The 25,776-nt window shown below is 75.1% G+C and carries 28 protein-coding genes and 1 pseudogene; 17 read left to right on the top strand and 12 right to left on the bottom strand.

The genetic code is table 11. The annotated features are described in order from the left end of the window. Nucleotides 1–1,146, bottom strand: a complete 1,146-nt coding sequence (locus tag ACQP1P_RS29135) for an ROK family transcriptional regulator (protein WP_433075391.1) — start codon at nucleotides 1,144–1,146, stop codon at nucleotides 1–3. A 257-nt stretch (nucleotides 1,147–1,403) separates the two neighbouring features. Here ACQP1P_RS29135 and ACQP1P_RS29130 point away from each other — a divergent pair, with 257 nt between their 5' ends. Both ACQP1P_RS29130 and ACQP1P_RS29125 read left to right on the top strand, forming a co-directional pair. Continuing rightward, nucleotides 1,404–4,070, top strand: coding sequence for an AAA domain-containing protein (locus ACQP1P_RS29130; RefSeq protein ID WP_433075388.1), 2,667 nt, complete (start codon nucleotides 1,404–1,406; stop codon nucleotides 4,068–4,070). 49 nt (nucleotides 4,071–4,119) lie between these two features. Then, a complete protein-coding gene (locus tag ACQP1P_RS29125) occupies nucleotides 4,120–4,410 on the top strand; it encodes a peptidoglycan-binding domain-containing protein (RefSeq protein ID WP_350610710.1) in 291 nt (96 codons plus the stop codon). Between the two features lie 209 nt (nucleotides 4,411–4,619). Here ACQP1P_RS29125 and ACQP1P_RS29120 read toward each other — a convergent pair whose 3' ends face one another. Continuing rightward, the gene (locus tag ACQP1P_RS29120) at nucleotides 4,620–5,366 is read right to left on the bottom strand and encodes a hypothetical protein (protein ID WP_433075384.1); all 747 of its coding nucleotides are present in this window, start codon (nucleotides 5,364–5,366) and stop codon (nucleotides 4,620–4,622) included. 219 nt (nucleotides 5,367–5,585) lie between these two features. Here ACQP1P_RS29120 and ACQP1P_RS29115 point away from each other — a divergent pair, with 219 nt between their 5' ends. Then, nucleotides 5,586–6,056: a hypothetical protein gene (locus ACQP1P_RS29115; RefSeq protein ID WP_433075381.1), complete on the top strand. Its 471-nt coding sequence runs from the start codon at nucleotides 5,586–5,588 to the stop codon at nucleotides 6,054–6,056. Between the two features lie 83 nt (nucleotides 6,057–6,139). Continuing rightward, a complete protein-coding gene (locus ACQP1P_RS29110) occupies nucleotides 6,140–6,640 on the top strand; it encodes an SDR family oxidoreductase (protein WP_433075378.1) in 501 nt (166 codons plus the stop codon). A gap of 395 nt (nucleotides 6,641–7,035) precedes the next feature. Here the strand turns inward: ACQP1P_RS29110 and ACQP1P_RS29105 are convergent. Continuing rightward, a pseudogene (locus ACQP1P_RS29105) lies at nucleotides 7,036–8,196 on the bottom strand (MFS transporter); the annotation flags it as partial. Nucleotides 8,197–8,314: 118 nt separating this feature from the next. On the opposite strand from ACQP1P_RS29105, the gene ACQP1P_RS29100 reads away from it, so the two are divergent. Together ACQP1P_RS29100 and ACQP1P_RS29095 are read left to right on the top strand one after the other, a co-directional pair. Continuing rightward, the gene (locus tag ACQP1P_RS29100; RefSeq protein ID WP_433090155.1) at nucleotides 8,315–9,124 is read left to right on the top strand and encodes a winged helix-turn-helix transcriptional regulator; all 810 of its coding nucleotides are present in this window, start codon (nucleotides 8,315–8,317) and stop codon (nucleotides 9,122–9,124) included. A gap of 63 nt (nucleotides 9,125–9,187) precedes the next feature. Beyond that, nucleotides 9,188–10,123 (top strand): GNAT family N-acetyltransferase, encoded by a 936-nt coding sequence (locus ACQP1P_RS29095; RefSeq protein ID WP_433075375.1) that lies wholly within the window; start codon nucleotides 9,188–9,190, stop codon nucleotides 10,121–10,123. 23 nt (nucleotides 10,124–10,146) lie between these two features. Here ACQP1P_RS29095 and ACQP1P_RS29090 read toward each other — a convergent pair whose 3' ends face one another. Then, entirely contained in the window at nucleotides 10,147–10,602 is a 456-nt protein-coding gene (locus tag ACQP1P_RS29090; RefSeq protein WP_433075372.1) for a group II truncated hemoglobin, read from the bottom strand. A gap of 71 nt (nucleotides 10,603–10,673) precedes the next feature. On the opposite strand from ACQP1P_RS29090, the gene ACQP1P_RS29085 reads away from it, so the two are divergent. Next, complete coding sequence (locus ACQP1P_RS29085) at nucleotides 10,674–11,039, top strand: winged helix-turn-helix transcriptional regulator (RefSeq protein ID WP_433075369.1); 366 nt, start codon at nucleotides 10,674–10,676, stop codon at nucleotides 11,037–11,039. Here the strand turns inward: ACQP1P_RS29085 and ACQP1P_RS29080 are convergent. Next, nucleotides 11,023–11,634, bottom strand: coding sequence for an HAD-IA family hydrolase (locus ACQP1P_RS29080; protein ID WP_433075366.1), 612 nt, complete (start codon nucleotides 11,632–11,634; stop codon nucleotides 11,023–11,025). The genes ACQP1P_RS29085 and ACQP1P_RS29080 overlap by 17 nt on opposite strands. A gap of 42 nt (nucleotides 11,635–11,676) precedes the next feature. Between ACQP1P_RS29080 and ACQP1P_RS29075 the strand changes: the two genes are divergently transcribed. Together ACQP1P_RS29075 and ACQP1P_RS29070 are read left to right on the top strand one after the other, a co-directional pair. Then, on the top strand, nucleotides 11,677–12,576 hold the full coding sequence (locus ACQP1P_RS29075) for an ROK family transcriptional regulator (RefSeq protein ID WP_433075363.1): 900 nt from the start codon (nucleotides 11,677–11,679) through the stop codon (nucleotides 12,574–12,576). Beyond that, the gene (locus ACQP1P_RS29070; RefSeq protein WP_433075360.1) at nucleotides 12,570–12,776 is read left to right on the top strand and encodes a hypothetical protein; all 207 of its coding nucleotides are present in this window, start codon (nucleotides 12,570–12,572) and stop codon (nucleotides 12,774–12,776) included. Before ACQP1P_RS29075 ends, ACQP1P_RS29070 begins: the two co-directional genes overlap by 7 nt. On the opposite strand, the gene ACQP1P_RS29065 is transcribed toward ACQP1P_RS29070, so the two are convergent. Then, complete coding sequence (locus ACQP1P_RS29065; RefSeq protein ID WP_433075357.1) at nucleotides 12,763–13,359, bottom strand: NlpC/P60 family protein; 597 nt, start codon at nucleotides 13,357–13,359, stop codon at nucleotides 12,763–12,765. The two genes, ACQP1P_RS29070 and ACQP1P_RS29065, sit on opposite strands and share 14 nt — an antisense overlap. A gap of 71 nt (nucleotides 13,360–13,430) precedes the next feature. Between ACQP1P_RS29065 and ACQP1P_RS29060 the strand changes: the two genes are divergently transcribed. Then, nucleotides 13,431–14,576, top strand: a complete 1,146-nt coding sequence (locus tag ACQP1P_RS29060) for a trans-sulfuration enzyme family protein (RefSeq protein ID WP_433075354.1) — start codon at nucleotides 13,431–13,433, stop codon at nucleotides 14,574–14,576. Between the two features lie 25 nt (nucleotides 14,577–14,601). Here the strand turns inward: ACQP1P_RS29060 and ACQP1P_RS29055 are convergent, their stop codons facing one another. Continuing rightward, a complete protein-coding gene (locus ACQP1P_RS29055) occupies nucleotides 14,602–15,453 on the bottom strand; it encodes an NAD(P)H-binding protein (RefSeq protein ID WP_433075351.1) in 852 nt (283 codons plus the stop codon). 57 nt (nucleotides 15,454–15,510) lie between these two features. Here ACQP1P_RS29055 and ACQP1P_RS29050 point away from each other — a divergent pair, with 57 nt between their 5' ends. Further along, on the top strand, nucleotides 15,511–16,176 hold the full coding sequence (locus ACQP1P_RS29050) for a TetR/AcrR family transcriptional regulator (protein WP_433075348.1): 666 nt from the start codon (nucleotides 15,511–15,513) through the stop codon (nucleotides 16,174–16,176). A gap of 74 nt (nucleotides 16,177–16,250) precedes the next feature. Here the strand turns inward: ACQP1P_RS29050 and ACQP1P_RS29045 are convergent, their stop codons facing one another. The 5 genes from ACQP1P_RS29045 to ACQP1P_RS29025 all read right to left on the bottom strand — a co-directional run bounded on the left by ACQP1P_RS29045 (nucleotide 16,251) and on the right by ACQP1P_RS29025 (nucleotide 20,214). Beyond that, complete coding sequence (locus tag ACQP1P_RS29045; RefSeq protein WP_433075345.1) at nucleotides 16,251–16,889, bottom strand: FKBP-type peptidyl-prolyl cis-trans isomerase; 639 nt, start codon at nucleotides 16,887–16,889, stop codon at nucleotides 16,251–16,253. Nucleotides 16,890–16,956: 67 nt separating this feature from the next. Beyond that, a complete protein-coding gene (locus ACQP1P_RS29040; RefSeq protein ID WP_433075342.1) occupies nucleotides 16,957–17,730 on the bottom strand; it encodes a tetratricopeptide repeat protein in 774 nt (257 codons plus the stop codon). Nucleotides 17,731–17,736: 6 nt separating this feature from the next. Next, complete coding sequence (locus ACQP1P_RS29035; RefSeq protein ID WP_433075339.1) at nucleotides 17,737–17,928, bottom strand: hypothetical protein; 192 nt, start codon at nucleotides 17,926–17,928, stop codon at nucleotides 17,737–17,739. Between the two features lie 216 nt (nucleotides 17,929–18,144). Beyond that, nucleotides 18,145–19,800, bottom strand: coding sequence for a lysine--tRNA ligase (gene lysS / locus ACQP1P_RS29030; protein ID WP_433075336.1), 1,656 nt, complete (start codon nucleotides 19,798–19,800; stop codon nucleotides 18,145–18,147). 33 nt (nucleotides 19,801–19,833) lie between these two features. Then, nucleotides 19,834–20,214, bottom strand: coding sequence for a response regulator transcription factor (locus ACQP1P_RS29025; RefSeq protein ID WP_433075333.1), 381 nt, complete (start codon nucleotides 20,212–20,214; stop codon nucleotides 19,834–19,836). A 64-nt stretch (nucleotides 20,215–20,278) separates the two neighbouring features. On the opposite strand from ACQP1P_RS29025, the gene ACQP1P_RS29020 reads away from it, so the two are divergent. From ACQP1P_RS29020 to ACQP1P_RS28995, 6 genes are all read left to right on the top strand, one after another. Then, nucleotides 20,279–20,410: a hypothetical protein gene (locus tag ACQP1P_RS29020; protein ID WP_433075330.1), complete on the top strand. Its 132-nt coding sequence runs from the start codon at nucleotides 20,279–20,281 to the stop codon at nucleotides 20,408–20,410. Nucleotides 20,411–20,499: 89 nt separating this feature from the next. Continuing rightward, nucleotides 20,500–21,846, top strand: a complete 1,347-nt coding sequence (locus ACQP1P_RS29015) for a chitosanase (protein WP_433075327.1) — start codon at nucleotides 20,500–20,502, stop codon at nucleotides 21,844–21,846. A gap of 55 nt (nucleotides 21,847–21,901) precedes the next feature. Then, entirely contained in the window at nucleotides 21,902–22,543 is a 642-nt protein-coding gene (locus ACQP1P_RS29010; protein ID WP_433075324.1) for a GntR family transcriptional regulator, read from the top strand. 100 nt (nucleotides 22,544–22,643) lie between these two features. Then, the gene (atzF, locus tag ACQP1P_RS29005) at nucleotides 22,644–24,392 is read left to right on the top strand and encodes an allophanate hydrolase (protein ID WP_433075322.1); all 1,749 of its coding nucleotides are present in this window, start codon (nucleotides 22,644–22,646) and stop codon (nucleotides 24,390–24,392) included. After that, nucleotides 24,389–25,084 (top strand): biuret amidohydrolase, encoded by a 696-nt coding sequence (gene biuH / locus ACQP1P_RS29000; RefSeq protein WP_433075319.1) that lies wholly within the window; start codon nucleotides 24,389–24,391, stop codon nucleotides 25,082–25,084. Before atzF ends, biuH begins: the two co-directional genes overlap by 4 nt. An 11-nt stretch (nucleotides 25,085–25,095) precedes the next feature. Next, nucleotides 25,096–25,776, top strand: coding sequence for a cysteine hydrolase family protein (locus ACQP1P_RS28995; protein ID WP_433075316.1), 681 nt, complete (start codon nucleotides 25,096–25,098; stop codon nucleotides 25,774–25,776).

The raw sequence follows: 25,776 nt of genomic DNA, 5'->3' as shown, positions 1-25,776 counted from the left end.
CTACGGGCGGCTCAGGCCGGCCAGCAGGGCCTCGCGCACCGAGGCGCGGCCGGCCTCCTGAGCGCCCAGCAGGGCGGCGTCGTCCTGCACCCGGGTCGTGGCGATGGTGGTGTCCAGCGGGGCCGCCTCGGCCAGGGCCGCGGCCACCGCGGCGCCGAGCAGCTCGCCGCCGGCCCGGCCGACCTCGCCGCCGATGACGACCAGTGGCGGGTCGAGCACCGCGACGACGGCCGAGAGGCCGAGCGCGATGCGGCCCGCGAGGACGGTGACGAACTCGGCCGCGGCCGGATCCCCCTCGGCGGCCCCGGCGGCGACGGCGGCCATGGTGCCCGCGGCCGTCGGCGCGGCGAACCCGTGGGCCGCGCCCAGCTCGAGCACCGCGGCGCCGCCGACGAGGGTCTGCAAGTCGGTGCCCGCGCCGATCGGCATGTACCCGATCTCGCCCGCCCCGCCCCGCGCCCCCCGCAGCAGGGTGCCGCCGAGGTCGATGGCCAGGCCCAGGCCCGCCTCGCCGAGCCACAGCAGCGTGAAGCTCTCCGCGTCGCGGCCGGCGCCGTGCGCGCGCTCGGCGACGGCGGCCAGGTTCACGTCGTTGTCGACCCCGACGGTCACGCCGAGGCGCCGGCGCAGGTCCTCGACCAGCCCCGAGCGGCCCCAGCCGGGGATGTCCACGTGGTGCAGGACGTCGCCGCGCTGGTCGTAGGAGCCGGCGACGGCGATCTGGACGTGGGCGACCGGGTCGCGGGCGACGCCGGCCTCCTTGCACACCTCGTCGACGACGTCGGCGACCACGGCCACGGTGTCGGTGGCGGCGAAGTCGACGGCGGACTCCAGCCGTCCGCGGACCGTGCCGGCGAGGTCGGTGACGGCGGCGGTGACCGTGGGGGCGCCGTGGCTGTCCGGCTCGCGGACCGACCGCACGGACAGCGCGACCGCGTAGGCGGCGTCGGGGTTCACCGCGTACACCTCGGCGTTGGGCCCGGGCCCGGCGCTGACGTAGCCGACGACGCTCACCAGGCGCGCCTCCGTGAGGCGGCGCAGCGCCTCGGAGATCGTCGGCTTGGACAGTCCGGTGAGGTCGCGCAGCTCCCCGCGGGTCAGCGGCCCGCGTTCCAGCACGTGACTCAGGGCGGCCGCGTCGTTCATGGCCCTGAGCAGCTTCGATGATCCGCCGAGGTGCGTCATGGTGGCTCGAAACTTATGGGGGGCCCCGGTCGGTGTCAATCCGAGACCTGACATAAACCCCCACGCAACCGACACAATGCGACGAAGACCACCGTCCATGCCGCCGCGCCGGCCGTGCGGCCTGTGCCGCGGTGCGAGGCGCACACCCGCGCGATGCGCCGCTGCGCGGCATCGACGGACGGGTGGCGCGTGACCGTGCATGACAGAATCGGGCTCCTATGGAGCCCAGCCGCGTCCTCGCCGCGCTCGCCGACCTCGCGCCGGCCGGCCGGGACCGCGTGCTCGACGTCGCCAAGGGGGCGCCCGCGCCGCTGTGGCTGGACGAGCCCGACCGGGTGCCCGCCGGCAAGGCCGCCCAGCGCCTCGCCGCGCTCGACTCCCTCCATCGCGAGGAGCGGCTCCTGCGGCGGGGCTGGGCGTGGCTGCTCGGCACCGCCGACATCGACGGGGTCGCGCGGACCGTGCGGCTGCCGCTGCTCTTCGAGCCGGTGCGGCTGGAGGGCTCGGGCAGCCGGCTGCGCGGATATCGGGTCACCCCGGCCGGGGATCTCGAGGTCACGCCGCTCGTCGCCGATCGCGGGCTCGCCGCGGTGCTGGAGTCGGCGCCCGGGATCGGCACGGCGGCGTGGCTCGCGGCCGTCGGTACCGGCGCCTGGATCGAGACGGCCGCGGGCGCCGCCGGGTTCAAGCCCGACGAGCGGCTGGCCGGGCGGGCCGGCGCGGCGCTGTACGTGGCCCGGGACGTGGCCATGCCGGGGCTGCGGGACACCCTGCGGGCCTGGTCCACGCGGCCCGGGCTGGAGCGGACCGCGCTCGCGCAGGTGTACGGCGACGGCGCCCCGCCGGACGAGCCGGCCGACGAAACCGCCGACGAGGCCGTGCACTCCCCGCTGCCGCTGAACCGGGCCCAGCGCGAGGTCGTCCGCCGGGTGCGCCGCGAGCGGGTCGTCGTCGTGTCCGGGCCGCCCGGCAACGGCAAGAGCCACGCGGTCGTCGCGGCCGCGCTCGACACCGTCCACCGGGGCGGGTCGGTGCTCGTCGCGACCCAGGCCAGTCACGCCGCCGAGGTGCTCGCGGGGCTGCTCGGGCGGTTCCCGGGGGCCGAGCCGGTGCTGTTCGGCGACGCCGAGCGGCGCGACCGCTTCGCCCACGCGCTCACGTCCGGGCGGCCCGAGGGCGTCGCCGGCCGGGACCTCGACGCGCGGCGGGCCGAGGTGCGGGCGGCCGCCGAGGCCGTCGAGCGCCTGGAGCACGCGATCGGCGCGGCGCTGGACCTGGAGCGCAAGGCCGCCGAGATGGCCGTGTGGGAGCCGCTGCTGGCCGGGCTGCGGGCCGAGGCGCCCCGGGTGTTCGCCGGCGATGCCGACGTACCGCGGGCGAAAAGGCTCCTCGAATCCCGCTTCCTGCGCGCATGGCGGGTGCGGCGCCGCTACGGTGTCGAGCCGCGGCGGCTCGCCGAGCTGCTCGGCGCCGTCGAGGCCGACCGGGCCGCCGCCACGCTCGCCGTGCGGGGCGGGACCGACCTCGGCGCGGTCTGGCCGGCACTGCTGGACGCCGACGCCCGGCTGCGGGCCGCCGTCGGGGCCGCGATGCGCGACGCCGCGGCCGCCGCCGACCGGTGGGGCCGCTCCGCCCGCGGCAGCACCGCCGAGCTGGGGGCCGCCCTGCGGGCCGGGCGCAACCGCCGCCGCGAGGCCCTCGCCGCGCTCGACGGGCCGGCGCTGGTCAAGGCGCTGCCGCTGTGGGTCGGCACGGTCGCCGACGTCGAGGACCTGTTGCCGCCCGTGCCCGGCCTGTTCGACCTCGTCATCCTCGACGAGGCCGCGCACATCGACCAGATCCGGGCCGCGCCCGTGCTGGCCCGCGCCCGCCGCGCGCTCGTCGCCGGCGACCCGAGCCAGCTGCGGTTCGTGTCGTTCGTCGCCGACGTCGACGTGGCCGCGACCCTCGCGCGACACGGGCTGAGCGACCGGATCGACGTGCGCCGCTCCAGCGCCTTCGACGTGGCCGTCGGCGCCGCCCCGGCGACCTGGCTCGGCGAGCACTACCGGTGCGCCCCGCACCTCATCGCGTTCGCCGCGCGGCGCTTCTACGACGGCCGGCTCACGCTCATGACCCGCACCCCGGCCGCCGAGCGCGAGGACGCCATCGACGTCGTACGGGTCGCCGGGGCCGAGGTGCGCGACGGCGTCAACCGGGCCGAGGTCGACGCGGTGCTGCGGACCGTGCGCGAGCTGGCCGCCGCCGGGCGCACCGGAATCGGCGTCGTCACGCCCTTCCGCCCGCAGGCCGACGCGATCGAGGCCGCGCTGCTCAAGCAGCTCCCGGCCGAGGAGATCGAGCGGCTCGGGCTGCGCTGCGGCACCGTGCACGCGTTCCAGGGCGGCGAGGCCGACACCGTCGTCGTGTCGCTCGGCCTCGTCGACGGCGACACCCCGGCCCGGACGCGCTTCGCCGCCGAGCCGAACCTGTTCAACGTCATGACCACCCGCGCCCGCCGGCGCTTGGTCGTGGTCACCTCCCTCACGAGCGGCAGCGGCCTGATCGCGGACTTCCTCGCGCACGCGGACGACCCGCGGCCGGCCCTCGATGCCGGGGATCCGGCGGCGGTACCGTGGGCCGCCCGCCTCGCCACCGAACTGTCCGCGGCCGGCCGGGAGGTCCACGCCGCGTACCGGGTCGGGGACTGGACCCTCGATCTCGTGGTGGACGGCGTCGGCCTCGTCTGCGCCCCGCACCCGGACGGCAACCGGGCCCATCTGGAGCGCCAGCGGGCCCTGCTGCGCGCCGGCTGGACCCTGCGCGAGGCGTTCCCGAGCCGCTGGGCCGGCGACCCGGTCCGCGCCGCGCTGGACCTGGCGACGGACGTTTTCAGGGTCGGTTGACAGGGTTTCCCCTGACGCCGGCGCGACGTTCGCGCAACACACTCGAGGTATGACCGTTCGCCGCATCTTCACCGTCGTCGGGGCCGCCCTCGCCGGCACCGTCAACGCGACCGACGAGGCCGTCCCGCCCGCCGACCCGCGTGAGGTCCGGGCGCTGCTCGCGGAGCTCGGGCTGATCCGGCCCGGCGCGTTCGAGGCCGAGCTGCCGCAGGCGCTGCGCCGCTTCCAGGCCCGCGCCGGGCTCGCCGTGGACGGGATCGCCGGCCCGCGCACGACCCAGGCCCTCGCCCGCTCCGCCCGCGAGGCCCGCCACCTGCGCTCCCTCGGCATGGCCGCCTAGCCCGTGCCGCACGGGACGTGACGGTCGCCGGTGATCCCGGCGGTGACCGTCGAGCGGTGTGGTGGCCGGCGCCCCTCGTGACGGCCCCCGCTTGTCCTCACCGTCGCCGGCGTGCCGGGCAGGACCTATGCGTCGCCGGCCGGCATCGGCATCCTCGCGCCGCGCCGCCCCCGCCGCACGAGGGACAGACGCCGGCCGCGCAGCACCACCTAGGCCGGCAGCGTCGCGAGGAGGTGCCGGAGCCCCTCCTCGGTGCCGATCGAGCCGCGGTCCTCGGGGTGGTTGAGGTAGTGGTTGACCGAGTCGTGCAGGAACTCGCGGTGCACGGCGCTGGACTGCAGCTGCAGCTGGATGCGCTGCAGGTTCTTCTTGCGCCCGAACCCGGTCGTGGTCACCAGCTCCGGCCACAGGATGCCGAGCCGGCCGACGCCGAAGACGGTCGGCAACGGGCCGGACATGATGGCCGCCCACGGCACCTCGTGCGTGGTGGTCGCGTCGACGACGGTGAGCCCGTCGGCGCGCAGGACGAGGCGCCCGGTGCCGCGGACGAGCATGACGAGGGCGTACACCATCAGGTAGGCGCATCCGAGCGTCACCGCGAACAGCATCCAGGTGAACACGCCCCAGTCATCGTCGTCGTAGACGATGCTGCACAGGATGCCCACGACCGGCGGCAGGCTCGCGGCGTTGACGGCGAGCCGGAAGTACGCGGGCGGCGCCTCGAACGCGGCCGGGCGCACCACGAGCGTGCGCGGCTTGCGGGTGCGCCAGCTGGTCAGGAACCCGACGACGCCGGAGCCGGCCAGCAGCACGATCGCGACGAGCTGCGGCCACAGCTCGGCGTGCAGCGCCACCGTGAACGGCAGCAGCACGATGCCCACGCCGCCGGCGACCAGGTAGTAGAGCCAGGCGTTGCGCCGGGCTAAGTTGTCGTCCCCGTTCGCACTCTGTGACACCGTGCCACCTCCTATGCAGGGGAATGTATCGGGTCACCGGGAGGCCCCGCCGCCGCCAATTCGACACAGCCTAGGGCAACGTCGCACGGAGTCCGCCAGGCCCCTCCGCCGGCGCACCGGCCAGGTGTTTCGCCGGTTTTCGGCGCCGGTGGGGCGGGATGGACGGATGCGCGAGGTTCGTCACAGCCCGCCGCGGACCGCCCGGTCCAGGGTGGCGCGATGGACCTGCCGGGCACCGACGATCTGCTGCGGGCGATGACCGTGCTCGGCATCCCCGGGGATCCGCGGTACATCATGCGGGACCTCGACCCCGACCGCCGCCGCGCGCATCTGCTCGCCCACCTCACGGCCGCGCTCGTCGACCGGCAGGAGTCGCTGGAGACGCTCGCCGGCCTCGACGTCGAGGACCGGGCGGACCTGCACTGGGCGGCGGACCGGGCCACGGCGGGCGCCGGCGGGGTCGAGCGGCTGGAGCGGGCCCGCCTGGCCTGGGTCCAGCACACCGTGGCCCGGCGCCGCGGGCGCCGCCCCGACCCGGTCGCCGACGCGGTGGCCACGACGCTCGGGGTGCTGGCCGAGCTGCTGGCGGCGCCGCCGCCCGCGGGCCCCGTCGCGGCCGACGCGATCCAGGCCCTGTGCGGGGCCGCCGACCATCTCGGCGCGGTGCTGCGGTCGCTGGCCGGCCCGTGACGCCGCCGCCGGGGTGTGCCGCGCCGGCGGTCCCTCGGCGCGCGGGGAGGGCGGCGGCGGCTCGCGACGGGTTCGCTGGGGGCATGACCGACGACTCCCTGCAGGGCCGCGTCGCGCTGGTCACCGGCGCGTCCAGCGGCATCGGCGCGGCCACCGCGACCGTGCTCGCCGGCCGGGGCGCCCGCGTCGCGCTGCTCGCCCGCCGCCAGGATCGCCTCGACGAGCTCGCCGGGGAGATCACGCAGGCCGGCGGTACCGCGCTCGGCGTGCCCGTCGACGTCACCGACGCCGACGCCCTGGCGGCCGCCGCCGACCGGGCCGCCGCCGTGCTCGGCCCGGCCGACCTGGTCGTCAACAACGCCGGCGTGATGCTCCCGGCCCCGGTCGAGCAGCTGCGCACCGACCAGTGGCAGCGCCAGATCGACCTGAACGTGACCGCCGCGATGCACACCATCGGCGCCGTGGTCCCGCAGCTCGTGTCCGCCGCGGCCGAGGGGCGCCGCGCCGACCTCGTGAACACGGCCCTGCCGCGGCGCGTGAACCTGCAGCAGGTCACCGTCATGCCGACCCGCCAGGGCACCTGACCGGCGCCGCGCGGGTGCGGGTGGACACGTGCGCGGGCCGTCTAGACTCGGTCCGCATGATGGCTACGAAGCTGGGTCGTAGGTCCGCCGCGCTCGCCGCCGGGTTCGTGCTCGCGCTCGGGACGGCCGCGTGCAGTACCGACAACGTCGACTGCACCACCAGCGCCTGCACGGTCACGTTCGACCGCGGGGTCGACGCCGAGTCCTCGGTGCTCGGCGTCGACGTCAAGCTCGTCGGGGTCGACAACGGCCAGGTCAAGCTCGACGTCGGCGGGACGGTCGTCAGCGTGCCCGTCGACGGCAGCACCACCGCGCAGGGCTTCGACATCTCCGTGCAGAAGGTCACCGAGTCCGAGGTCGTCGTGCGGATCCAGACCGGCTGAGCGGATGCGGGCGCTCGCGAGCAGGGCGAGCGGGGCCAGGAGGGTCGCCGCCGCGAAGGCGAAGAGGGCGGTGCGGGCGTTCGTCGCGTCCGCGAGCAGGCCCGCGAGCAGCCCGCCGACCGGGATCGCGCCCCACGACACGAAGCGGACCGTCGCGGCCACCCGCGGCAGCAGCTCGGGCGGGGTGGCGAGCTGGCGGTAGGTGCGCGTCGTGACGCTCAGGATCACCACGCCGCCGGCGAAGACGATGTTGCCCACCGCGAAGGCGACGAAGGCGGCCCAGCCGCTGCCGATGGGGATGATCGTGGCTCCCAGCACGGCGATGCCGGCCGCCAGGATCAGCGCGCGCCCGGCCCCGGCCCGGGCCGTGAAGCGCGATGTCACGGTGGCGCCGAGCAGCGTGCCGGCGCCCTCGGCGGCGAGCAGCACGCCGAGCAGGCCGGGCGGGGTGTGCAGGACCCGGACGAGGTACAGCGGAAACAGCGCCAGCTGCGCCCCGCACACGAAGTTCACGGCCGTCGCGGTCCACATGCCCGGGCCCATCACGGGGTGCCGGGCGACGAAACGCCAGCCCTCGGCGATCATGCGGCGCATCGGCGGCCAGGCGTCCGGGACGGGGGTGCGCCGCGCCGGGAGCGTGCGCAGGAGCGCGGCCGAGGCGAGGTAGCTCGCGGCGTCGGCGAGCAGCGTGGGTACGGGCCCGAGCAGCTGCACGAGCAGGCCGCCGGCCGACGGGCCGCCGAGCCGCACGACCGCGTCGGTGGCCGAGGTGAGGCTGTTGCGGGACTGCAGCTGCTCGCGGGGCACGACCGCGGGCAGGAACGTCGTGTTGGCCACGCCGAAGACGACGGTCGCGAGGCTCACCACGAGCGCGACCGCGATGAGCTGGGCGATGGTCAGCGCGCCGAGCGCCCACGCGACCGGGATCGACGCGACCGCCACGGCGCGCAGCACGTCCATGGCGATCTGCGCGCCGCGCAGGGGCAGCCGCTGCACGAGCACGCCGGCGGGCATGCCGATGAGCAGCCAGGCCGCGTAGCCGGCGGCCGCGACGAGCCCCATCTGCACCGGTGTCGCGTCGAGCACCGTGAGGGCGGTGAGGGGCAGCGCCACGGCGCTGATCGCGGACCCCGCGGAACTGGCCATACCTGCCGACCACCAGCGCCAGAACATGCGCCCTCCCCAGTGTGTCCGATGCAGTGGGTTCCAATTTGGAACTGACTATACTGCATGGGTGCGGCACGAGGACCTGGCCGACGCCGACTGCGGGATCGCGCAGGCGCTCGGCGTCATGGGCGACTGGTGGACGTTCCTCATCGTGCGGGACATCGCCGGGGGGACCACCCGCTTCGACGCGCTCGCGAAGGGGCTGGGCGTGAGCCGGCGGGCCCTCACCGAGCGGCTCGGCGCCCTGGTCGAGCACGGCGTGCTGCGGCGGCGGCCGTACTCGCAGCACCCGCCCCGCCACGACTACGTCCTCACGCCCAAGGGCGAGGGGCTGCTGCCGGTGCTCGTCGCGCTGCAGGACTGGGGCTCGCGGCACGTGATGGGCGACGGTTCGCTGGACGCGATCGGCACCGAGGCCGAGGCGCGGCGGGTCCACGCCCTCGCCGGCCATGCCGTGCCGGGGCTGGCGAGTGAGCACTGGACGGTGCTGTACTGCTTCCCCGGCGCCTTCGCACCCGCGGCCGAGGGGCACCCGCCCGGCTGGGGCGACATCCCGGGCGCCGTGGGGTGCACGCTGGAGTCGCTGACGTACGCCCAGCGCGAACCCGCCTTCCGCGAGCTCGGCGCGGCCATCCGGGGGATCAGCACCCAGCGCCCCGACCAGCTGCTGGCCTTCGCCGAGCACGCGCGGCTGCCGTTCCCGCTGCTGTCGGACCAGGACGTCCGGCTCGCGGCCGCGCTGCGCCTGCCCACGTTCCGGGTCGCCGGCGCCGACCGGCTCAAGCGGCTCACGCTGCTGCTCGACCCGGCCGGGGTGGTGCGGGCGGTGCAGTTCCCGATCACCGATCCGGCCGGCTCGGTCGACGCGATGCTCGGCGAAATGCGGTTGCGGGCCGGCGCCGGCGCCGATAGGAAGGTCGGCGGCGACGGGTGATCGCCGGAAGGGAGGAGCCGGTCATGTCCGCAGTCCGTGCACCACGCATTGGAGCAGCCACACATGCACGTCACCTTCCGCCCGATCACCGGGCCTGCTGAACTACCCCTGTTCCTCCGCCTGACCTACGAGCTCGACGGCGAGGTGCCCGGCGACCTCGAGCGCGGCAACCGCCGGCCCGGGTGGCTCTGGATCGCCGAGCGCGACGGGGAGGTCCTGGCCCGCGCCGGCTGGTGGGCGCGGCCCGGGGCGACGGCGCCGCAGCTCATGGACTTCTTCGACTTCGCCGACGGCCATGCGGCGAGCGGGGAGGCGCTGGTGCGCGCCGCGCTCGACCGGCTCGTGCCGGCCGGGTCGGCCCCACCCGAGTACATCCGGTTCGTGCCGCCCGGCTGGCGTCAGGACGACGCGGCGGTACGACCGCGCCTGGCCGCCCTGGAGCACCTCGGCGCGCGCCTGTTCGTCGAACGGCTCCGGCTCGAATGGCGGCCCGGCACGCCGATCGCGCCCGGCGAAGGCCCCGACGAAGGCCCCGAGGAAGGCCGGCTGCGCTTCCGCGGCTTCGCCGGCACCGACGAGGCGCTGGACCTGATGACCCGCGCCGTCGCGGGCACCCTCGACGCGCACAGCCGCGCCGGCCTCGAGCGGATGAGCCCGCGCGCGGTCGCCGAGGAGCACTTCCACGGCGAGCTCGAACGATATTCGAGCCCGCGGGACTGGTGGCGCGTCGCGACCCGGCCCGGCGGCGAGCCCGTCGGGTTCGTCTTCCCGGCGCGCAACGACTACGGGCCGATCATCGCGTACATCGCGGTGCTGCCCGAGCACCGCGGCCACGGCTACGTCGACGCGATCCTCGCCGAGGGCACCCGCGTGCTGGCCGCGCACGACGTTCCCCGCATCCGGGCCAGCACCGACGCCGGCAACGTGCCGATGGCGCGCGCGTTCGCCCGGGCCGGCTACGTCAACTACCAGAACCAGCTCGACATGACCTGGCAGTAGCGGCTCGCCGCGGCCGGCGCTCGCTACGGCCGGTAGGGCGGCGCCTCGCCCCAGCCCCAGCGCGGAACCGGTGCCTCGCGGACCGGTTCCGCGCCCGGCCGGGAGTTGCTCACCGCGAGCCGCGTGCCCCACTCCAGGTAGCCGACGAACGCGGCCCGGAACTCGGGATCGCCGGGCAGCCCGGCCTCGTCGGCGGCGTCCATCATGAGCTCGAGCCAGCGGCGCCGCTGGGCCTCGGTGATGCCGCGGCCCAGATGCTTGCCGAGCATGTGGGGGTAGCCGCCGCGCCGCGCGGTGTACGCGGCCGGCCCGCCGAACACCTCGCCGAGCCACATCGCCACGTAGTGCGCGTGCCCGGGGTCCATGTGCGCGAACACGGGGGCGAGCACCGGGTCGGCGAGCACCCGGTCGTAGAACACCTCGGTGAGCCGCTCGAGCGCCGCCTCGCCGCCCGCCCATTCGTAGAGTGTCTCAGTCACACCGCGACGGGATCACGGTTGGGCGCACGGCGACAAGTACGCACTTTTCGGTGCGTTCGGGGAGGAGCGCGGTGAACGCGGTGAAGCGGTACCACTGCCCGGTCGAACTGGCCGTGGACGTCATCGGCGGCAAGTGGCGCCCGGTGATCCTGGCCCACCTGAAGGAGGGCGTGCACCGCTACGGCGAGCTGCGCCGCCGCATGCCGGACGTGTCGGAGAAGATGCTGACCCAGCGTCTGCGCGAGCTGGAGGCGGACGGCCTCGTCGCCCGCCGGGATCTGGGCGCGAACCCGCCGCACGTGCAGTACACGCTGACCGAGGAGGGCCGCAGCCTCGCGCCGGTGCTGCAGGCGCTCTACGACTGGGGCGAGGCCCGCGCCGCCCGCACCGGCACCCCCGTCGGGTGGCCCGGCGGCGACGCTACGAGCGCTGGATGAGGATGTCGGCCAGGTCCGCCAGGGTCGTGATGCGCAGGTCCGCGTCCAGGCCGCGCAGGGCCGCGACCGTGCACCCCGCCGCGTGGCCCGCGTCGATGCCCGGCTGGGAGTCCTCGACCACCAGGCACCCGGCCGGGTCGACGCCGAGGCGGGCGGCGGCCGCGAGATACGGGTCCGGGTGCGGCTTGCCCAGCGCGGTCTCCTCGACCGTCACGAGCAGCGGCGGCTCGATGCCCGCCGCGCCGAGCCGGGCCGAGGCCAGCCGGCGGTCGGCGCTGGTGACCACGGCCCAGGGCAGCTCCAGCTCCTTGAGCACGACCAGCAGCCGGGCCGTGCCGGGGGCGGGCACGACGTCGTCGAGGTCGCCGTACTGCAGCTCCAGCTGCCGCCGCGACGCCGCCTGCACCTGCGCCTCGGACAGGTCCGGGCGCACCGCGCGGATCGTGGTCGGCGCCGGGGCGCCGTGCATGCGGGGGCGCAGCCGCTCGATCGGCACCCCGGCCTCGTTCGCCCACATGAGCCACGCCCGTTCGACCGCCGCGTCCGAGTCGACGAGGGTGCCGTCCATGTCGAGCAGTACCGCCGCGAACCGCATGCCGTCCTCCAAATAAACTCGTAGGTCGAGTATATTCGAGGAATGCCCGCCGCCCTAGACCTGCTGCGGTTCGCCCACGCCAATCCCGGCGTGACCCGGGCCGAGGCGGCCGCCCGGCTCGGCCTCAGCAGCGGCTCGGCCACCGAGGTCATGGGGCGCCTGCGCGCGGCCCGGCTGCTCGGCGAGGTCGCCGCGCCCAGCGCCGGGCGCGGCCGGCCCACCACCGTGCTCGTCGCGCACCCGGAGGGGCCGCTCGTCGCCGTGGTCGAGCTCACCCACGCGACCTGGCGGGTCGCCACCGCGGCCGTCGGCGGCGCGCTGGACCCCGCGCCCGTGCGCCGCCACGGCGGCGACCCCGCCACGGTGCTGGGCGAGATCGCGGACGCGGTGCGGGCGCTGCGCGCCGAGCACGCCGAGCGCGTCGTGGGCGTCGCGGTCTGCGTCCCCGCGACCGTGCGCGGCACGACCGTCGTGCAGGCCGCGACCCTCAACTGGCGCGACGTCGACCTCTGCGGCCTCGGGTGCGGGCTGCCGCTGACCGTCGGCAACGACGCGGCCCTCGCCGGGGTGGCCGAGGCCCGGCGCGGGGCCGCCCGGGGCCACGCGGTCGCCCTCCACCTGACCGTCGAGGTCGGCGTCGGCGGGGTCGTGCTCATCGACGGCGCCCCGGCGCCGGGCGCCGCCGAGTTCGGGCACGTGCCGTTCGGCGATCCGGCGCTGGCCTGCCCGTGCGGGGCGAGCGGGTGCTGGGACGTGACCGTCGACGGCCGGGCGATGGCCCGCGCGCTCGGCCGGCCCGCCCCGGCCGACCCCCGGGCCTTCGCGGGCGAGGTGCTGGCCGCCGCGCGGGCGGCCCCGCCCGCGCCGCCGTGCACGGGGCGGCCGGCGCGTTCGGCCGGGGCGTCGGGGCGCTGCTCAACGCGCTGGACCCGGCCGTGGTGACCCTGGGCGGGCTGGGCGCGGACCTGCTGGCGTCGGCCGGGGACGTCTTCTCGGCGGCGGTACGGCGAGCCGCGATGGCCTGGCGCCGCGACGCCCTCCCGCCGATCGTCCCGGCCGGGCTGGGCGCCCTCGGGCCGTCGATCGGGGCCGCCGAGTCGGCCTTCGCCGGGCTCCTCGAGGACCTCGTCACACGTCGGTGAGGTGGACGTAGGCGACGACCTGCTCCTCGCGGGGCAGGTCCTGCAGGTGCACGGAGACGCCGGTGTGGCCGGCGTTGACCACCTGGTCGTCGCCGATGTAGAGCTCGACGTGCCCGCCGTTGTTGGTGAACACGAGGTCACCGGGGACCAGCTGGGCGCGGGTGACCCGCTCGCCGACCTTGATCTGGTCGTACGTGACCCGGGGCAGCCGCACGCCGGCCGCGTCCCAGGCCATCATCACCAGGCCCGAGCAGTCGAACGTGTCGGGCCCGGCGGTGGCGAACTTGTAGGGCTTGCCGACCTGGGCCTTGGCGTAGGCGATGGCCGCCGCCGTCCTGCGGGCCCGGACCGCGGCCGCGTCGTCGTGCAGGACGAGCGTCTGGCCGACGCGGATGAGGGTGGACGTGCCGAGGCCGTTCAGGCGCTGCAGGTCCGGCACCGTGGTGCCGTTGCGGTGGGCGAGCCCCCAGAGCGTGTCGCCGGGCCGCACCACGATCGTCTGGGGCTGGTCGGCCGCGAATGCCTGCTGTGGTACACCCAGCAGCGCGATGGCGAGGACGACCGCTCCGATCCGATGTCGCATGGAGGCAACATAACGAAGAACCCTCTCGTTCGTGGCAAATCGGGCATCGCGGAAGCGGCGATACTGGGCCCATGGAGATCCGCCCGAGCATGACCCGCCTGCTGCACCCGGACGTCCCCGAGCGGCCGGGCGGCACCCCGGTGACGACACCGGTCTATCAGACGAGCACCTATGAGCTGCCCCGCGGCCCCGAGGCCGCGCAGATCGCCGAGGCCGTGGCGCCCGTCGGGTACTACACGCGCTACGGCTCCCCGAACGCCGCCGAGGCCGAGGCCATGCTCGCCGACCTCGACGGCGCCGAGCGGGCGCTGCTGCTGGGCAGCGGGATGGCCGCGGTCAGCGCCGCGCTGCTGTCGAACGTGCGCTCCGGCACCCGGGTCGTCGCCCAGACCAACCACTACACGGCGGCGCTGACGCTGCTGCGCGACGTGCTGCCCTCCTTCGGCGTGGACGTCACCCTGGTGCCGCAGGAGACCCTGCCGAGCGCCGTCGACGAGCACACGGACCTCGTCTACGCCGAGACCCCGAGCAACCCCGCGATGGTGCTGACGGACCTGGCCGCGGTGCGGGCCGCCGCTCCGAACGCGCTGTTCGTGGTCGACAACACGTTCGCCTCGCCGTACAACACCCGCCCTCTCGACCTCGGCGTGGACCTCGTGGTGCAGTCGGCGACGAAGTACCTCAACGGCCACAGCGACGTCACCGCCGGCGTGCTCACGGGCCGGGCCGGGCTCATCGAGCGCGCCTGGGAGACCGCGCGCGTGCTCGGCCCGACCTGCCACCCGTTCGAGGCCTGGCTGCTCGCGCGCGGCCTGCGCACGTTCCCGCTGCGCATGGCCCGGCACAACGCCAACGGCCAGGCGGTCGCCGAGGCCCTGGCCGCCCACCCGGCCGTGGCCGCCGTGCACTACCCGGGCCTGCCGAGCCACCCGCAGCACGAGCTCGCGCGCCGGCAGATGAGCGGGTTCGGCGGCATGCTGTCGTTCACGGTCGCCTCGGCGCAGGCCGCTCAGCGCGTCCTGGAGGGGACCCGGCTGGCGCTGAACGCGGTGAGCCTCGGCGGCACCGAGACGCTGATCACGCACCCGGTGAGCCTGCTGTTCACGCACGGGGGCACCGCGGGCGGGATCGATCCGGCGCTGCTGCGGCTGTCGGTCGGCCTGGAGGAGCCGCAGGACATCATCGCCGACCTCATCCAGGCCCTCGACGCGCGGTGAGCCGTGCGCGTCGAGGGCGCCGTGCTCAGCCGAGCACCGTGGCGAGGTGGTCGCGGACCGAGGTGGCCGGGCGGCCGATCAGCTCCCGCAGCGCCGGGCCGGTCGCGGCGAACTCGCCCCGGCGGGACGCCTCGAACATGCCGAGCAGCAGGCGGGACTGCTCCGCCGGTACGCCGTGGGAGACCAGGCCCGCGGCCCACTCCTCGTCGTCGGCCACCACGCGGCGCACCGTGCGGCCCGTGAGCTCGGTGACGAGCGCGGCGACGGCCTCCAGGTCGAGCGCGACCGGCGCGGTGAGCGGGGGTGTCGGGCCCTCGAAGACCGCGCCGCTGAGGATCGCGGCCGCCGCCTCGGCGAGATCGGCGTGCGCCGTCCACGACACCGGCCCGTCGGCCGGCGCGACGAGCTCGCCGGTCTGCAGCGCGCCGCCGAGCAGCCGCTCGATCGTGCTCATGTAGAACCCGTTGCGCAGCGACGTCCACGGCGTGCCCGTCGCGGCCAGGTGCGCCTCGGTCGCGGCGTGGTCGGGCATCGGCGCGAACCGGGAGTCCGCGGCGGCGCCCTGGTGGCTGGTGTAGAGGATGCGCCCGGCCCCGGCGGCGTGGGCGGCGTCGATCGCGGCCCGGTGCTGGGCCAGGGCGGCCGGGCCGAGCGTGTTCGAGGAGACGACGAGCACCTGCGCGGCGCCGGTGAAGTCCAGCGTCGCGGGCGCGGCGAAGTCGCCCTGCCGCACCGTGACGCCCTCGAGCGCCACCTTCCGCGGGTCGCGGACGCTGACCGCGACCCGCTCGGCCGGCACCCGGCGCAGCAGCTGGCGCACGACCTGGCTGCCGAGCGCGCCGGTGGCCCCCGTGACGATGATCAGATCATTGTTCATGGCCTCAGCATAACGCCGTTAATAACGTCGTTAACAAGCCCGTGTTATCGTCGTTACGTGGATGCACGGCGGCAGGGCATCGTGGAGGTCGCCGCGCGGCTGCTGCGCGAGCGGGGCGCGGCCGCGGTGACCATCCGTGCGGTCGCCCAGGAGGCCGGGATGCAGGCCCCGACCATCTACCGCTTCTTCGAGGACAAGGACGCGCTGCTCGACGCCGTCGCCGAGCACGTCTTCGCCACCTACGTCGCCGGCAAGGCCCAGTCCGCGGGCGACCTCGACCCGGTCGCCGACCTGCGCGCCGGCTGGCACACCCACGTCGGCTTCGGCCTGGCCAACGGCGCCCTCTTCGCGCTGCTCAGCGACCCGGCCCGCACCCGCCCGTCCCCGGCCGCGGAGGCGGGCGCGGCCGTCCTGCGCGCCCGCGTGCACCGGGTCGCCGCCGCGGGCCGGCTGCGCGTGCCGGAGGCGCTGGCCGTGGAGCTGATCCGCGCCGCGGGCACCGGCGTGGTGCTCACGCTGCTCGACACGCCCCCCGAGGACCGCGACCCGGCCCTGGCGGAGGAGATGCTCGAGGCGGTGCTGCGCACGATCCTGCACGACGCCGCACCGGTGCCGCGCGACGACGCCACCGCCCTCGCCGTGGCCTTCCGCGCCGTGGTCCCCACCCTGCCGACGCTGACGCCCGGCGAACGGTCCCTGCTGACGGAGTGGCTGAGCCGCTGACCGCCGTCGCCGGAGTCACCCGCCGAACGACACCCGCCGAACGACACCCGTCATAGGGCGGGAATGACCCGGCGCTACTGGGCGGCGAGGACGTCCACGACGAAGCGCAGCGCGCCCGCGGGCTGGCCGCCGGTGGGGTTCTCGCCGTAGGCGAGGGCCGGCGGGATGTCCAGCTGGACCCGCGAGCCGACCTTGATGCCGACGAGGCCCTGGTCCCAGCCCTTGATGACCTGCCCGCCGCCGAGGCTGAACGTGAACGCCTGCTTGTGGTCCCAGGAGGCGTCGAACTCCTTGCCGTCGGCGTAGGTCACGCCGACGTAGTTCACGGTGATGGACTGGCCCGCCGCGGTGGCCGGGCCCGCGCCCTCGACGACCGTCGTCTTCACGAGGCTGGTCAGCGTGCCGCCGCCGGCCTTCACCTCCGGCTTCTTCGACAGGGCCGGGTCGGCGCCCGCGGGGACCGGCGGGAACGGGGCCTCGGTCGCGGCGGCCTCGGTCGTGGCGGCGCCGGACGGGCTCGCGGACGGGTCCGAGGAGCCGCCGTTGACGACCACCAGGACCACCAGGGCGGCGATCACGGCGACGACGGCCACCGCGGCGCCCACGATGGACAGCGTTCGCCGGCGCTGGGCGGCGCGCGCGGCACGGGCCCTGGCGGCCTTGGCGGCGGCGCGCTTCTCGGCCTTGGACAGCAGATCCGTTCGCTCGGTCACCGCAACACCGTACGGCACCGCCGCCCGGACCCTCCGTGAGGGCACGGCCACGAACCCGCACCGGCGTTCACGGTTGCCGCAGGGCGATGAGCCCGCGCCGGGCCGCGGCCAGTGTCGGGTGGCGCGGGTCCACGACCCGCTCCAGCACGGCGATGGCCCGCTCATAGTACTCGGGCCGCTTGCGGGCCCCGCCGAGCCCGACGAGGGTCGCGGCCAGCTGCGGATGGTCCGGCCCCAGCAGCCGTTCCTTGAGCCCCAGCGCCCGCTCGTAGCCGGCGGCGGCCCCGCCGAGGTCGCCGAGCCGGTGCCGGACGGCGGCGAGGTTGTGCGTGACGAAGGCGATCTCGACGGGGTCGCGCAACGCCCGCAGCGCCCGTTCGAGCTGCGCCGCGGCCTGCCCGGTGCGCCCGCACCCGTCGAGCAGCGCCGCCCACGCGGCCCGGTCGGCGGCCGTGGCCGGATGGTCGGCCCCGTGCCGCGCGGCCCGGATCTCGACCGCCCGCCGCGCGGCCGGCTCCCCGGTCGCGTGCCGCCCCTGTGCGTGCGCGACCCCGCCGACGTTGTGCAGCAGCGTGGCGAACCGGTCGAGGTCGGGCCGCCGCCGCGCACGCAGCCCGCGCAGCGCCCGCCGGTAGCAGGTCTTCGCCTCGCCGAGGCGCCCGGTGAGCTTGTGCAGCACCCCGAGCTCGCCGAGGACGTCGACGGCGGGCAGGCCGTGCCGGCCGTAGCGGTGCTCCGCGTGCGCGAGGGCGAGCCGCAGCAGCCGTCCGGCGCCGCGATAGTCCCCGCGGTCGCGCCGGCGCACGGCGAGCACGAGCATCCGCCGCACCCCGGCGCGCATCGCCGGCTACTCCTCGACGACGGTCTCGTTGTGGTTCGGCGAGATCCGCCAGTCCCGGAACAGGTCGTCCCACGACCCGTTGCCGGGCGCGACGGGCTTCTCGACGACGGCCTCGTGGTGGCCGGGCCCATCGACGACGACCTCGTTGTGGTTGGGCGAGATCACCCACTCCCAGAACCGCTGACCCTGCTGGCGCATCGGCGTCCTCCGATCGGTCCACGGCCCCCTGGTGAGGCCGTGCACCCATGACGCCGTTCCATGCCGTTCCCGCCGCCGGCACCCCGAACAGCGGCGACGGCACGGCCAGGCGGAAGATCGACGGGCGCCGGGCCGGCGACGAGCAGCACCGCGGGACGATCCATGACCCCCGTCATGGCTCCTACGAACTCTGTGCGCGCCGGAAGGCGGCCGTGCTTACGCGCCGACCAGGGCCCGCACCCGCTGCGCGCCGAGTGACAGCAGCAGCGTGGGCAGCCGCGGGCCCGACTCGCGGGAGACGAGCAGGCGGTACAGCAGCGAGAAGAACTCCCGCTGGGCGACCTTGAGCTCCGGCGTCGGCTTGGTGTCCAGGGGCAGGCCGAGGCGGATCTTCGGCACGCCGTACACCAGGCTGGTCAGGCCCTCGAGCGACCACTGGTCCTCGAGGCGCTCGGCCAGCAGGGCGAGCGCGGCGCGCTGCTCGTCGTCGAGGGACGCCAGCAGCTCGGCGTCGGGCTCGGCGCGCACGTGGGTGCGCTGCTCGTCGGCCACGTAGGTGGTGACCCAGCGCACCGCGCAGTCCAGCCGGGGCCGGGCCTCCTCCAGCGTGACGATCGGGTTCGCGGGGTCGACGTCGGTGAGGATCCGCAGCATCTGGGCCGGGTCGCCGACGGTGATGTCGGCGACGGAGGCGAGCATGCGGAAGGCGAGCGGGCGGGGCGTCACCGGCAGCGGCCCGGCGGCCGTGCCGACCGCGCGGTGGTAGGCGGCGGCGTCGGCCGGCGCCGCGGTGCCCTCGCCGACCTTGCGCCCGAGCGTGTCCCACTCGTCGTAGATGCGCTGGATCTCGTCGTCGAACGCGACCTTGAACGCCTGGTTGGGGCGGCGGCGGCTGTAGAGCCAGCGCAGCAGCGGCGCCTCCATGATCTGCAGCGCGTCGGCCGGGGTCGGCACCCCGCCCCGGGAGCTGCTCATCTTGGCCTGCCCGGCGATGGCGACGAACGCGTACATCGGGCCGATCGGGGCCTTGGCGCCGAAGATCTCGGCGACGAGCTGGGTGCCGACGACGTACGACGAGCCGGGGGAGGTGTGGTCGACCCCCGACGGCTCGAAGTGCACGCCCTCGTAGGCCCAGCGCATCGGCCAGTCGACCTTCCAGACCAGCTTGCCGTTGTGGTGCTCGCGCAGCAGGATCGTGGCGCCGTGGCCGTAGGAGCAGGTGTAGGTCAGCTCGGTGGTCTCGTCGTCGTAGGCGGTGACGGTGGTCGTGTCGCGGTTGCAGACCGAGCAGTACGGCCGATACGGGTAGTAGCCGGTCGCGCCCTCGCCGTCTTCGTCGTTCTCCTCGGGGGCGATCTTCGTGCGGTACTTGCCGAGCACCGCGTCGATGTGCTGCCGTTCGCGCATCGCCAGGAGGATCTGCTCGACGTAGGCCCCCGAGCGGTACATCTCCGTCTGGCTGATCCCGCGGTACCGCACCCCGAGCTGCTCCAGCGAGGCCGCCATCGCCGCCTTGAAGTGCTCGCCCCAGCTGGCGTAGGGGCTGCCGGGCGGCGCGGGCACGGCGGTCAGCGGGCGGCCGATGTGCTCGCTCCACGACTCGTCGACGCCCTCGATGCCGGCCGGCACCTTGCGGAAGCGGTCGTAGTCGTCCCACGACAGGATGTGCACCACGTCGTGGCCCCGGCGGCGGATCTCGTCGGCGACCAGGTGCGGGGTCATCACCTCGCGCAGGTTGCCGAGGTGGATCGGGCCGGAGGGGCTCAGGCCGGACGCGCAGACGATGGGCTTGCCGGGCGCGCGGTCCTTCGCGGCCTCGATGACCTCGTCGGCGAAGCGGGCAACCCAGTCGTCAGCGATACTGTGCGTCACCCGACCATCTTGCCCGATCCGGTCGACCGGATTTTAGGCGACCCCCGACCGCTCGAGCAGCGTTTCGATCCGGGACATCAGCTCGCTGGGCTCGAAGGGCTTCACGAGACAGTCGTCGGCGCCGGCGTCGAAGCCGGTGCCCGCGTCCAGCCGCTGCCCGTGTGCGGTGAGCATGAGCACCGGCATGAGCTCGGTGTCGGCGGCCCGCTCGCGCAGTGCCCGGCACACCTCGATGCCGGTGATGCCGGGCGTGCTGACGTCGAGGATCGCCAGGTCCGGGTGCTCGCGCCGGGCCGTGTCCAGCGCGCTGCCGCCGTCGGCGCAGGCCAGCACGTGGTGGCCGGAGGTGTCGAGCAGGAAGGTGAGCAGATCGCGGATGGCCAGATCGTCCTCGGCAACCAGGACCGTCGACATGACTTCCTCCCCGAATCGCGCTGACACCAGTGTACGGAGAAAAACGGTCAAATATGGTTGAGAGGTGCATTATCGGCGACGGTACGGACCGCTCGGGCCGGCCGCGGTCGTGCTGCTGCTCGAGCTGCTCGAGCTGCTCGGGCTGCCCGAGCGCCCCGTGGCCGCGGTCCGAGCCGCCAACCATAACGTGAAATGAAGTCTCATTTAGGAACCTTGACATCGAGGCACTCCAATCAAAGGATCTGGCAGGCAACTTGCCTGACAGACCTTTTCCGGAGGCACCTCGTGAACCACCCCCTCAGGCTGGCCGGCCTGGGCGCCGCGGCACTGCTCGCCGCCGGCACCGTGACGACCGTCGTCGTCATGCAGGGCGCCGACGCCGCCACCGAGACCCTGCTCTCCCAGGGCCGCCCGGCGACGTCCTCGTCGGTGGAGAGCTCGTCGCTCGGCGCCGCCCAGGCCTTCGACGGCAACACCGGCACCCGGTGGGCCAGCGCCGAAGGCTCCGACCCGCAGTGGATCCGCGTCGACCTCGGCGCGGCCAAGCGCATCACGCACGTGAACCTGAACTGGGAGGCGGCCTACGGCAAGGCCTACCGCATCGAGACCTCGGCCGACGGCAACGCCTGGAGCGCCGTCTACAGCACCACCGGCGGCGACGGCGGCACCGACGACCTCACCGGCCTGTCGGGCACCGGGCGGTACGTGCGGCTGCTCGGCACGGCCCGCGGCACCCAGTGGGGCTACTCGCTGTGGGAGTTCAAGGTGTACGGCACCGCCCTCACCGAGGGCACCCCGACCGCCTCGCCATCGGCGTCGCGCACCGCCGGCCCGCCGGCCTCCGCCTCGCCCTCGGCGTCCCCGTCGCGCAGCGCGTCCGCCGGCCCCTCGCCCACCAGGAGCCCCACCGGCACCCCGGGCAAGGACCTGAACGACCCGCGCAAGAAGGACATCGCGATGCAGCTGGTGTCCTCGGCGGAGAACTCCTCGCTGAACTGGAAGGCGCAGTACGGCTACATCGAGGACATCGGCGACGGGCGCGGCTACACCGCCGGGATCATCGGCTTCTGCTCCGGCACCGGCGACATGCTCGAGCTCGTCGAGCTCTACACCCAGCGGGTGCCCGGCAACGTGCTGGCCAAGTACCTGCCGGCGCTGCGCGGCGTCAACAACAGCGACTCGCACGCCGGGCTGGACCCGAACTTCACCAAGGACTGGAGGACCGCCGCCGCCGACCCGGCGTTCCAGCAGGCCCAGAACGACGAGCGGGACCGGGTGTACTTCAACCCGTCCGTCAGCCAGGCCAAGGCCGACGGCCTGCGGGCCCTGGGCCAGTTCATCTACTACGACGCGATCGTCATGCACGGCCCCGGCAACAGCTCCGTCAGCTTCGGCGGCATCCGCAAGGCCGCCATGGCCAAGGCCAAAACCCCGGCCCAGGGCGGCGACGAGGCGACCTACCTCAACGCCTTCCTCGACGCGCGGGTCGCGGCGATGAAGACCGAGGAGGCGCACAGCGACACCAGCCGGGTCGACACCGAACAGCGGGTGTTCCTCGGCAACCGCAACTTCGACCTCGACCCGCCGCTGTCGTGGAAGGTGTACGGCGACCCGTACACCATCCCCGCCTGAGTCCGCCCCTGAATCCCCACCCGATCCCGATCGGCACATCTGCCACACTGTGGCGATGAAGGAGGAGAGCGGCGAGCTGCCGGGCGCGAGCCTGGTCGAGCTCGCCGCGCTCCGGCTCACCCGGGAGATCCTCGGCGGCGGCACCGAGCCGGGGGAGCGGCTGGTCGAGGAGCAGCTGACCCGCCGCTTCGGCATCAGCCGGGCCCCGCTGCGGGAGGCCCTGCGGCTGCTGGCTCAGCAGGGGCTGGTCGAGCACCTGCCGCGGCGCGGGGTGCGGGTGGCGATCCTGTCCGACACCGACATCCAGGAGCTGTACGCGGTCCGCGACGTGCTCGAGCGCCACGCCGTGCGGTCCACCCCGCCCGGTGCCGACCTGGCCGGCGTGACCGCGGCGATGAAGGCGATGCGGGCCGCGGACGCACGGGCCGACCACTTCGAGGTGGCCACCGCGCACCGCGAGTTCCACGTGGCGGTGGTGGCGCTGGCCGGCAACCGCCAGCTGACGCTGACGTACGAGTCGATCCTGGTGAAGATCCAGCTGTACATGGCGCTCAACCTGCGCCGCGAGGCCACCCGGGCCCGCCCGCACGACGGCGTGCACCGCCACGAGCGTCTCCACGAGGCGGTGCGGACCCACGACGCCGCGGCCGTGCTGGAGGCGCTGGCCGAGCACGGCGCCCGCTCCTACCTGGCCTGAGCCGCGGCCCTCGCCCGGGCGGTCGCGCCGTGAGGCGCAGGACATCGATGCGTTACACGGCGCGCCGGCCCGCGTAACAGAACTGTCGACAATCGACAGCATGACCAGCATCGACACCCACCGTGGGATCGCCGCCCTCCGGGACGCCTACCGGCGCGGCGAAACCGCCCCGGAGGACGTCGCGGAGCAGGTCATCGCCGCCCCCGCCCCGCAGGGCGTGTGGATCGGCCGGGTCGAGCCGGACGCGCTGCGGCGCCGGGCGCGGGAACTGCGGGGCCGCGAGCACCTGCCGCTGTACGGCATCCCGTTCGCGGTCAAGGACAACATCGACGTGGCCGGCCTGCCCACCACCGCCGCCTGCCCCGCCTTCGCCTACCCCGCCCCGCGCACCGCGCCGGTGGTCGAGCGCCTGCTCGCCGCGGGCGCGATGCTGACCGGCAAGACCAACCTCGACCAGTTCGCCACCGGCCTGACCGGCTCCCGATCGCCGTACGGGGCCGTGGAGAGCGTCTACGGCGGCGGCCTCATCGCCGGCGGCTCCAGCAGCGGCTCGGCGGTCGCGGTGGCGGCCGGGCTGGTCGCCTTCGCGCTCGGCACCGACACCGCCGGCTCCGGCCGGGTGCCGGCCGCGCTCAACGGCATCGTCGGGCTCAAGCCGACCCGGGGCCTGCTCAGCACCATCGGCGTCGTGCCGGCCTGCCGCTCCCTGGACTGCGTCTCGGTCTTCACGCACGACATCGCCGACGCCGCGGCCGTCCTGGGCGTCGCGGCCGGCCCGCACCCGGAGGACCCCTGGTCCCGCACGGGAAAGGCACAGGCCAAGGCCCCGGATTCGGTACTGCTGGCCGTGGCCCGCCCCGGGACGCTGGACTTCGAGGGCGACCGGGGGCAGGCGGAGCGCTACGTCGCCGGCTGTGCGGCCCTGGCCCGGCTCACCGCCGGCGCGGACCCCGTCGACGTCGGCCCGCTGCTGGAGGCGGGCGGCCTGCTGTACGAGGGGCCGTGGGTCGCCGAGCGCCTGGCCGACCTGGAGGACTTCCTGCGCGGGCACGCCGGGGAGGTGCTGCCGCTGACCCTCGGCATCCTGCGGGGCGGGCACCGCTTCACCGCCGCGGACACGTTCCGGGCCCAGCACCGCCTGCGCGAGCTGCGGGCCGCGACCGACCGGCTCTTCGCCCGCGCCGACGTGCTGGCGCTGCCGACGATCCCCACCACGTACACGCTCGCCGAGATCGCCACCGACCCGCTGGGGCGCAACGCGGTGCTGGGCCGGTTCACCCAGTTCGCCAACCTGCTCGATCTGGCGGTGGTGAGCGTGCCGAACGGGCACACGCCGGACGGGCGGCCGGCCGGGCTGCAGCTGATCGGGCCCGCGTTCAGCGAGCCGACCCTGCTCGCGCTGGCCGCCGCGCTGCTGGGGCAGGCGCCGCCGGCAGCCCCGCCGGCAGCCCCGCCCGACGAGGGTCTCGTCGAGCTCGCGGTCGTCGGGCACCACCTGCGGGGCGAGGCCCGCAACGGCGAGCTCGTCGCGCTCGGCGGGCACTTCGCGCGCACCACCCGCACCGCCGACTGCTACCGGCTCTATCGGCTGCCCAGCGGCGTGCCGGGGCTGGTGCGGGTGGCCGCGGGCGCGGGCGCGGCGATCGAGGTCGAGATCTGGCGGCTGCCGAGCGCGGCGCTGGGGACGCTGCTGGCCGGCGTCGCCCCGCCGCTGTCGATCGGGTTCGTGTCCACCGTGGACGGACCGGTCACCCAGGGCTTCCTGTGCGAGGCGTACGCAACCGCCGGCGCGCGGGACATCACCGCCAGCGGCGGCTGGCGGGCACACCGGCACGAGGAGGGATCATGAGCGCAACCATCGGCCCGGTCGTCGGCGCGAAACCCTACGCCTGGCCCTACGACGGGCAGGTGCCGGTCGGGCGCACCGCCCTGCTGTGCATCGACTGGCAGACCGACTTCTGCGGGCCGGGCGGCTACGTCGACAGCATGGGCTACGACATCGGCCTGACCCGGGCGGGACTGCCGGCCACGGCGAAGCTGCTCGACCACGTCCGCGGGCTCGGCATGCTCGTCGTGCACACCCGCGAGGGCCACGACCCGGACCTGAGCGACCTGCCGCCCAACAAGCGCTGGCGCTCGGCGCGGATCGGGGCCGAGATCGGCGCGGCCGGCCCGTGCGGCCGGATCCTCGTCCGGGGCGAGCCCGGCTGGCAGATCGTGCCCGAGGTCGCGCCGCTGCCCGGCGAGGTGGTCGTCGACAAGCCCGGCAAGGGCGCCTTCTACGCCACCAACCTCGACCTCGTCCTGCGCACGCACGGCATCACGCACCTCATCCTGACCGGCATCACCACCGACGTCTGCGTGCACACCACGATGCGCGAGGCGAACGACCGGGGCTTCGAGTGCCTGATCCTGTCGGACTGCACCGGCGCCACCGACCCGTCCAACCACGCCGCGGCCCTGCACATGGTCACTATGCAGGGCGGGGTCTTCGGCTGCGTCGCCACCTCCGGCGACCTCATCGCGGCTACGGCCGGCTAGGAGTGTCCACTGTGGCCGTCCTCGACGCGGTTCCCGGACCGTACACCTTCGATCCCGCGACCACCGCGCTGATCGTCATCGACATGCAGCGCGACTTCATGGAGCCGGGCGGCTTCGGCGAGACCCTCGGCAACGACGTCGCCCAGCTGCGCCGCACCATCGAGCCGACGCGGGCCCTGCTCGCGGCGGCCCGCGCGGCCGGCCTGACCGTCATCCACACCCGGGAGGGGCACCGGCCGGACCTGTCCGACTGCCCGCCCGCGAAGCTCAACCGCGGCGACCCGAGCCTGCGCATCGGCGCGCCCGGCCCGATGGGCCGCATCCTCATCCGCGGCGAGTACGGCCACGACATCATCGACGAGCTCGCCCCGGCCCCGGGCGAGCCGGTCATCGACAAGCCCGGCAAGGGCGCGTTCTACGCGACCGACCTCGGCGAGCGGCTGACCGCCAAGGGGATCCGCAGCCTCGTCGTCACCGGCGTCACCACCGAGGTCTGCGTGCACACCACCGTCCGGGAGGCCAACGACCGCGGGTACGAGTGCCTCGTGCTCGCCGACTGCGTCGGCTCGTACTTCCCGGAGTTCCAGGAGACCGGCCTGAGAATGATCGCCGCGCAGGGCGGCATCTTCGGCTGGGTCGCCGAGTCGCCGGCGTTCATCGCCGCCCTCCAGTCATCGCTGCAGAGGACGTGA

It is taken from the genome of Dactylosporangium sp. CA-052675, from assembly GCF_050947935.1.
GTDB lineage: Bacteria > Actinomycetota > Actinomycetes > Mycobacteriales > Micromonosporaceae > Dactylosporangium.
Note: the sequence above shows the minus strand (reverse complement) of the source record. Positions and strands in the feature narration are given on the sequence as shown.

What these genes read in the sequence shown, in the direction of transcription:
- ACQP1P_RS29095 (WP_433075375.1), top strand. Translation starts at nt 9,188, where the DNA reads ATGCACGTCACCTTCCGCCCGATCACCGGGCCTGCTGAACTACCCCTG.
- ACQP1P_RS29025 (WP_433075333.1), bottom strand. Translation starts at nt 20,214, where the DNA reads ATGTCGACGGTCCTGGTTGCCGAGGACGATCTGGCCATCCGCGATCTG.
- ACQP1P_RS29075 (WP_433075363.1), top strand. Translation starts at nt 11,677, where the DNA reads ATGCCCGCCGCCCTAGACCTGCTGCGGTTCGCCCACGCCAATCCCGGC.
- ACQP1P_RS29010 (WP_433075324.1), top strand. Translation starts at nt 21,902, where the DNA reads ATGAAGGAGGAGAGCGGCGAGCTGCCGGGCGCGAGCCTGGTCGAGCTC.
- ACQP1P_RS29040 (WP_433075342.1), bottom strand. Translation starts at nt 17,730, where the DNA reads ATGCGCGCCGGGGTGCGGCGGATGCTCGTGCTCGCCGTGCGCCGGCGC.
- ACQP1P_RS29035 (WP_433075339.1), bottom strand. Translation starts at nt 17,928, where the DNA reads ATGCGCCAGCAGGGTCAGCGGTTCTGGGAGTGGGTGATCTCGCCCAAC.
- atzF (WP_433075322.1), top strand. Translation starts at nt 22,644, where the DNA reads ATGACCAGCATCGACACCCACCGTGGGATCGCCGCCCTCCGGGACGCC.
- ACQP1P_RS29115 (WP_433075381.1), top strand. Translation starts at nt 5,586, where the DNA reads ATGGACCTGCCGGGCACCGACGATCTGCTGCGGGCGATGACCGTGCTC.
- ACQP1P_RS29100 (WP_433090155.1), top strand. Translation starts at nt 8,315, where the DNA reads ATGGGCGACTGGTGGACGTTCCTCATCGTGCGGGACATCGCCGGGGGG.
- ACQP1P_RS29065 (WP_433075357.1), bottom strand. Translation starts at nt 13,359, where the DNA reads ATGCGACATCGGATCGGAGCGGTCGTCCTCGCCATCGCGCTGCTGGGT.
- ACQP1P_RS29135 (WP_433075391.1), bottom strand. Translation starts at nt 1,146, where the DNA reads ATGAACGACGCGGCCGCCCTGAGTCACGTGCTGGAACGCGGGCCGCTG.
- ACQP1P_RS29080 (WP_433075366.1), bottom strand. Translation starts at nt 11,634, where the DNA reads ATGCGGTTCGCGGCGGTACTGCTCGACATGGACGGCACCCTCGTCGAC.
- ACQP1P_RS29130 (WP_433075388.1), top strand. Translation starts at nt 1,404, where the DNA reads ATGGAGCCCAGCCGCGTCCTCGCCGCGCTCGCCGACCTCGCGCCGGCC.
- ACQP1P_RS29060 (WP_433075354.1), top strand. Translation starts at nt 13,431, where the DNA reads ATGGAGATCCGCCCGAGCATGACCCGCCTGCTGCACCCGGACGTCCCC.
- biuH (WP_433075319.1), top strand. Translation starts at nt 24,389, where the DNA reads ATGAGCGCAACCATCGGCCCGGTCGTCGGCGCGAAACCCTACGCCTGG.
- ACQP1P_RS29055 (WP_433075351.1), bottom strand. Translation starts at nt 15,453, where the DNA reads ATGAACAATGATCTGATCATCGTCACGGGGGCCACCGGCGCGCTCGGC.
- ACQP1P_RS29125 (WP_350610710.1), top strand. Translation starts at nt 4,120, where the DNA reads ATGACCGTTCGCCGCATCTTCACCGTCGTCGGGGCCGCCCTCGCCGGC.
- ACQP1P_RS29110 (WP_433075378.1), top strand. Translation starts at nt 6,140, where the DNA reads ATGACCGACGACTCCCTGCAGGGCCGCGTCGCGCTGGTCACCGGCGCG.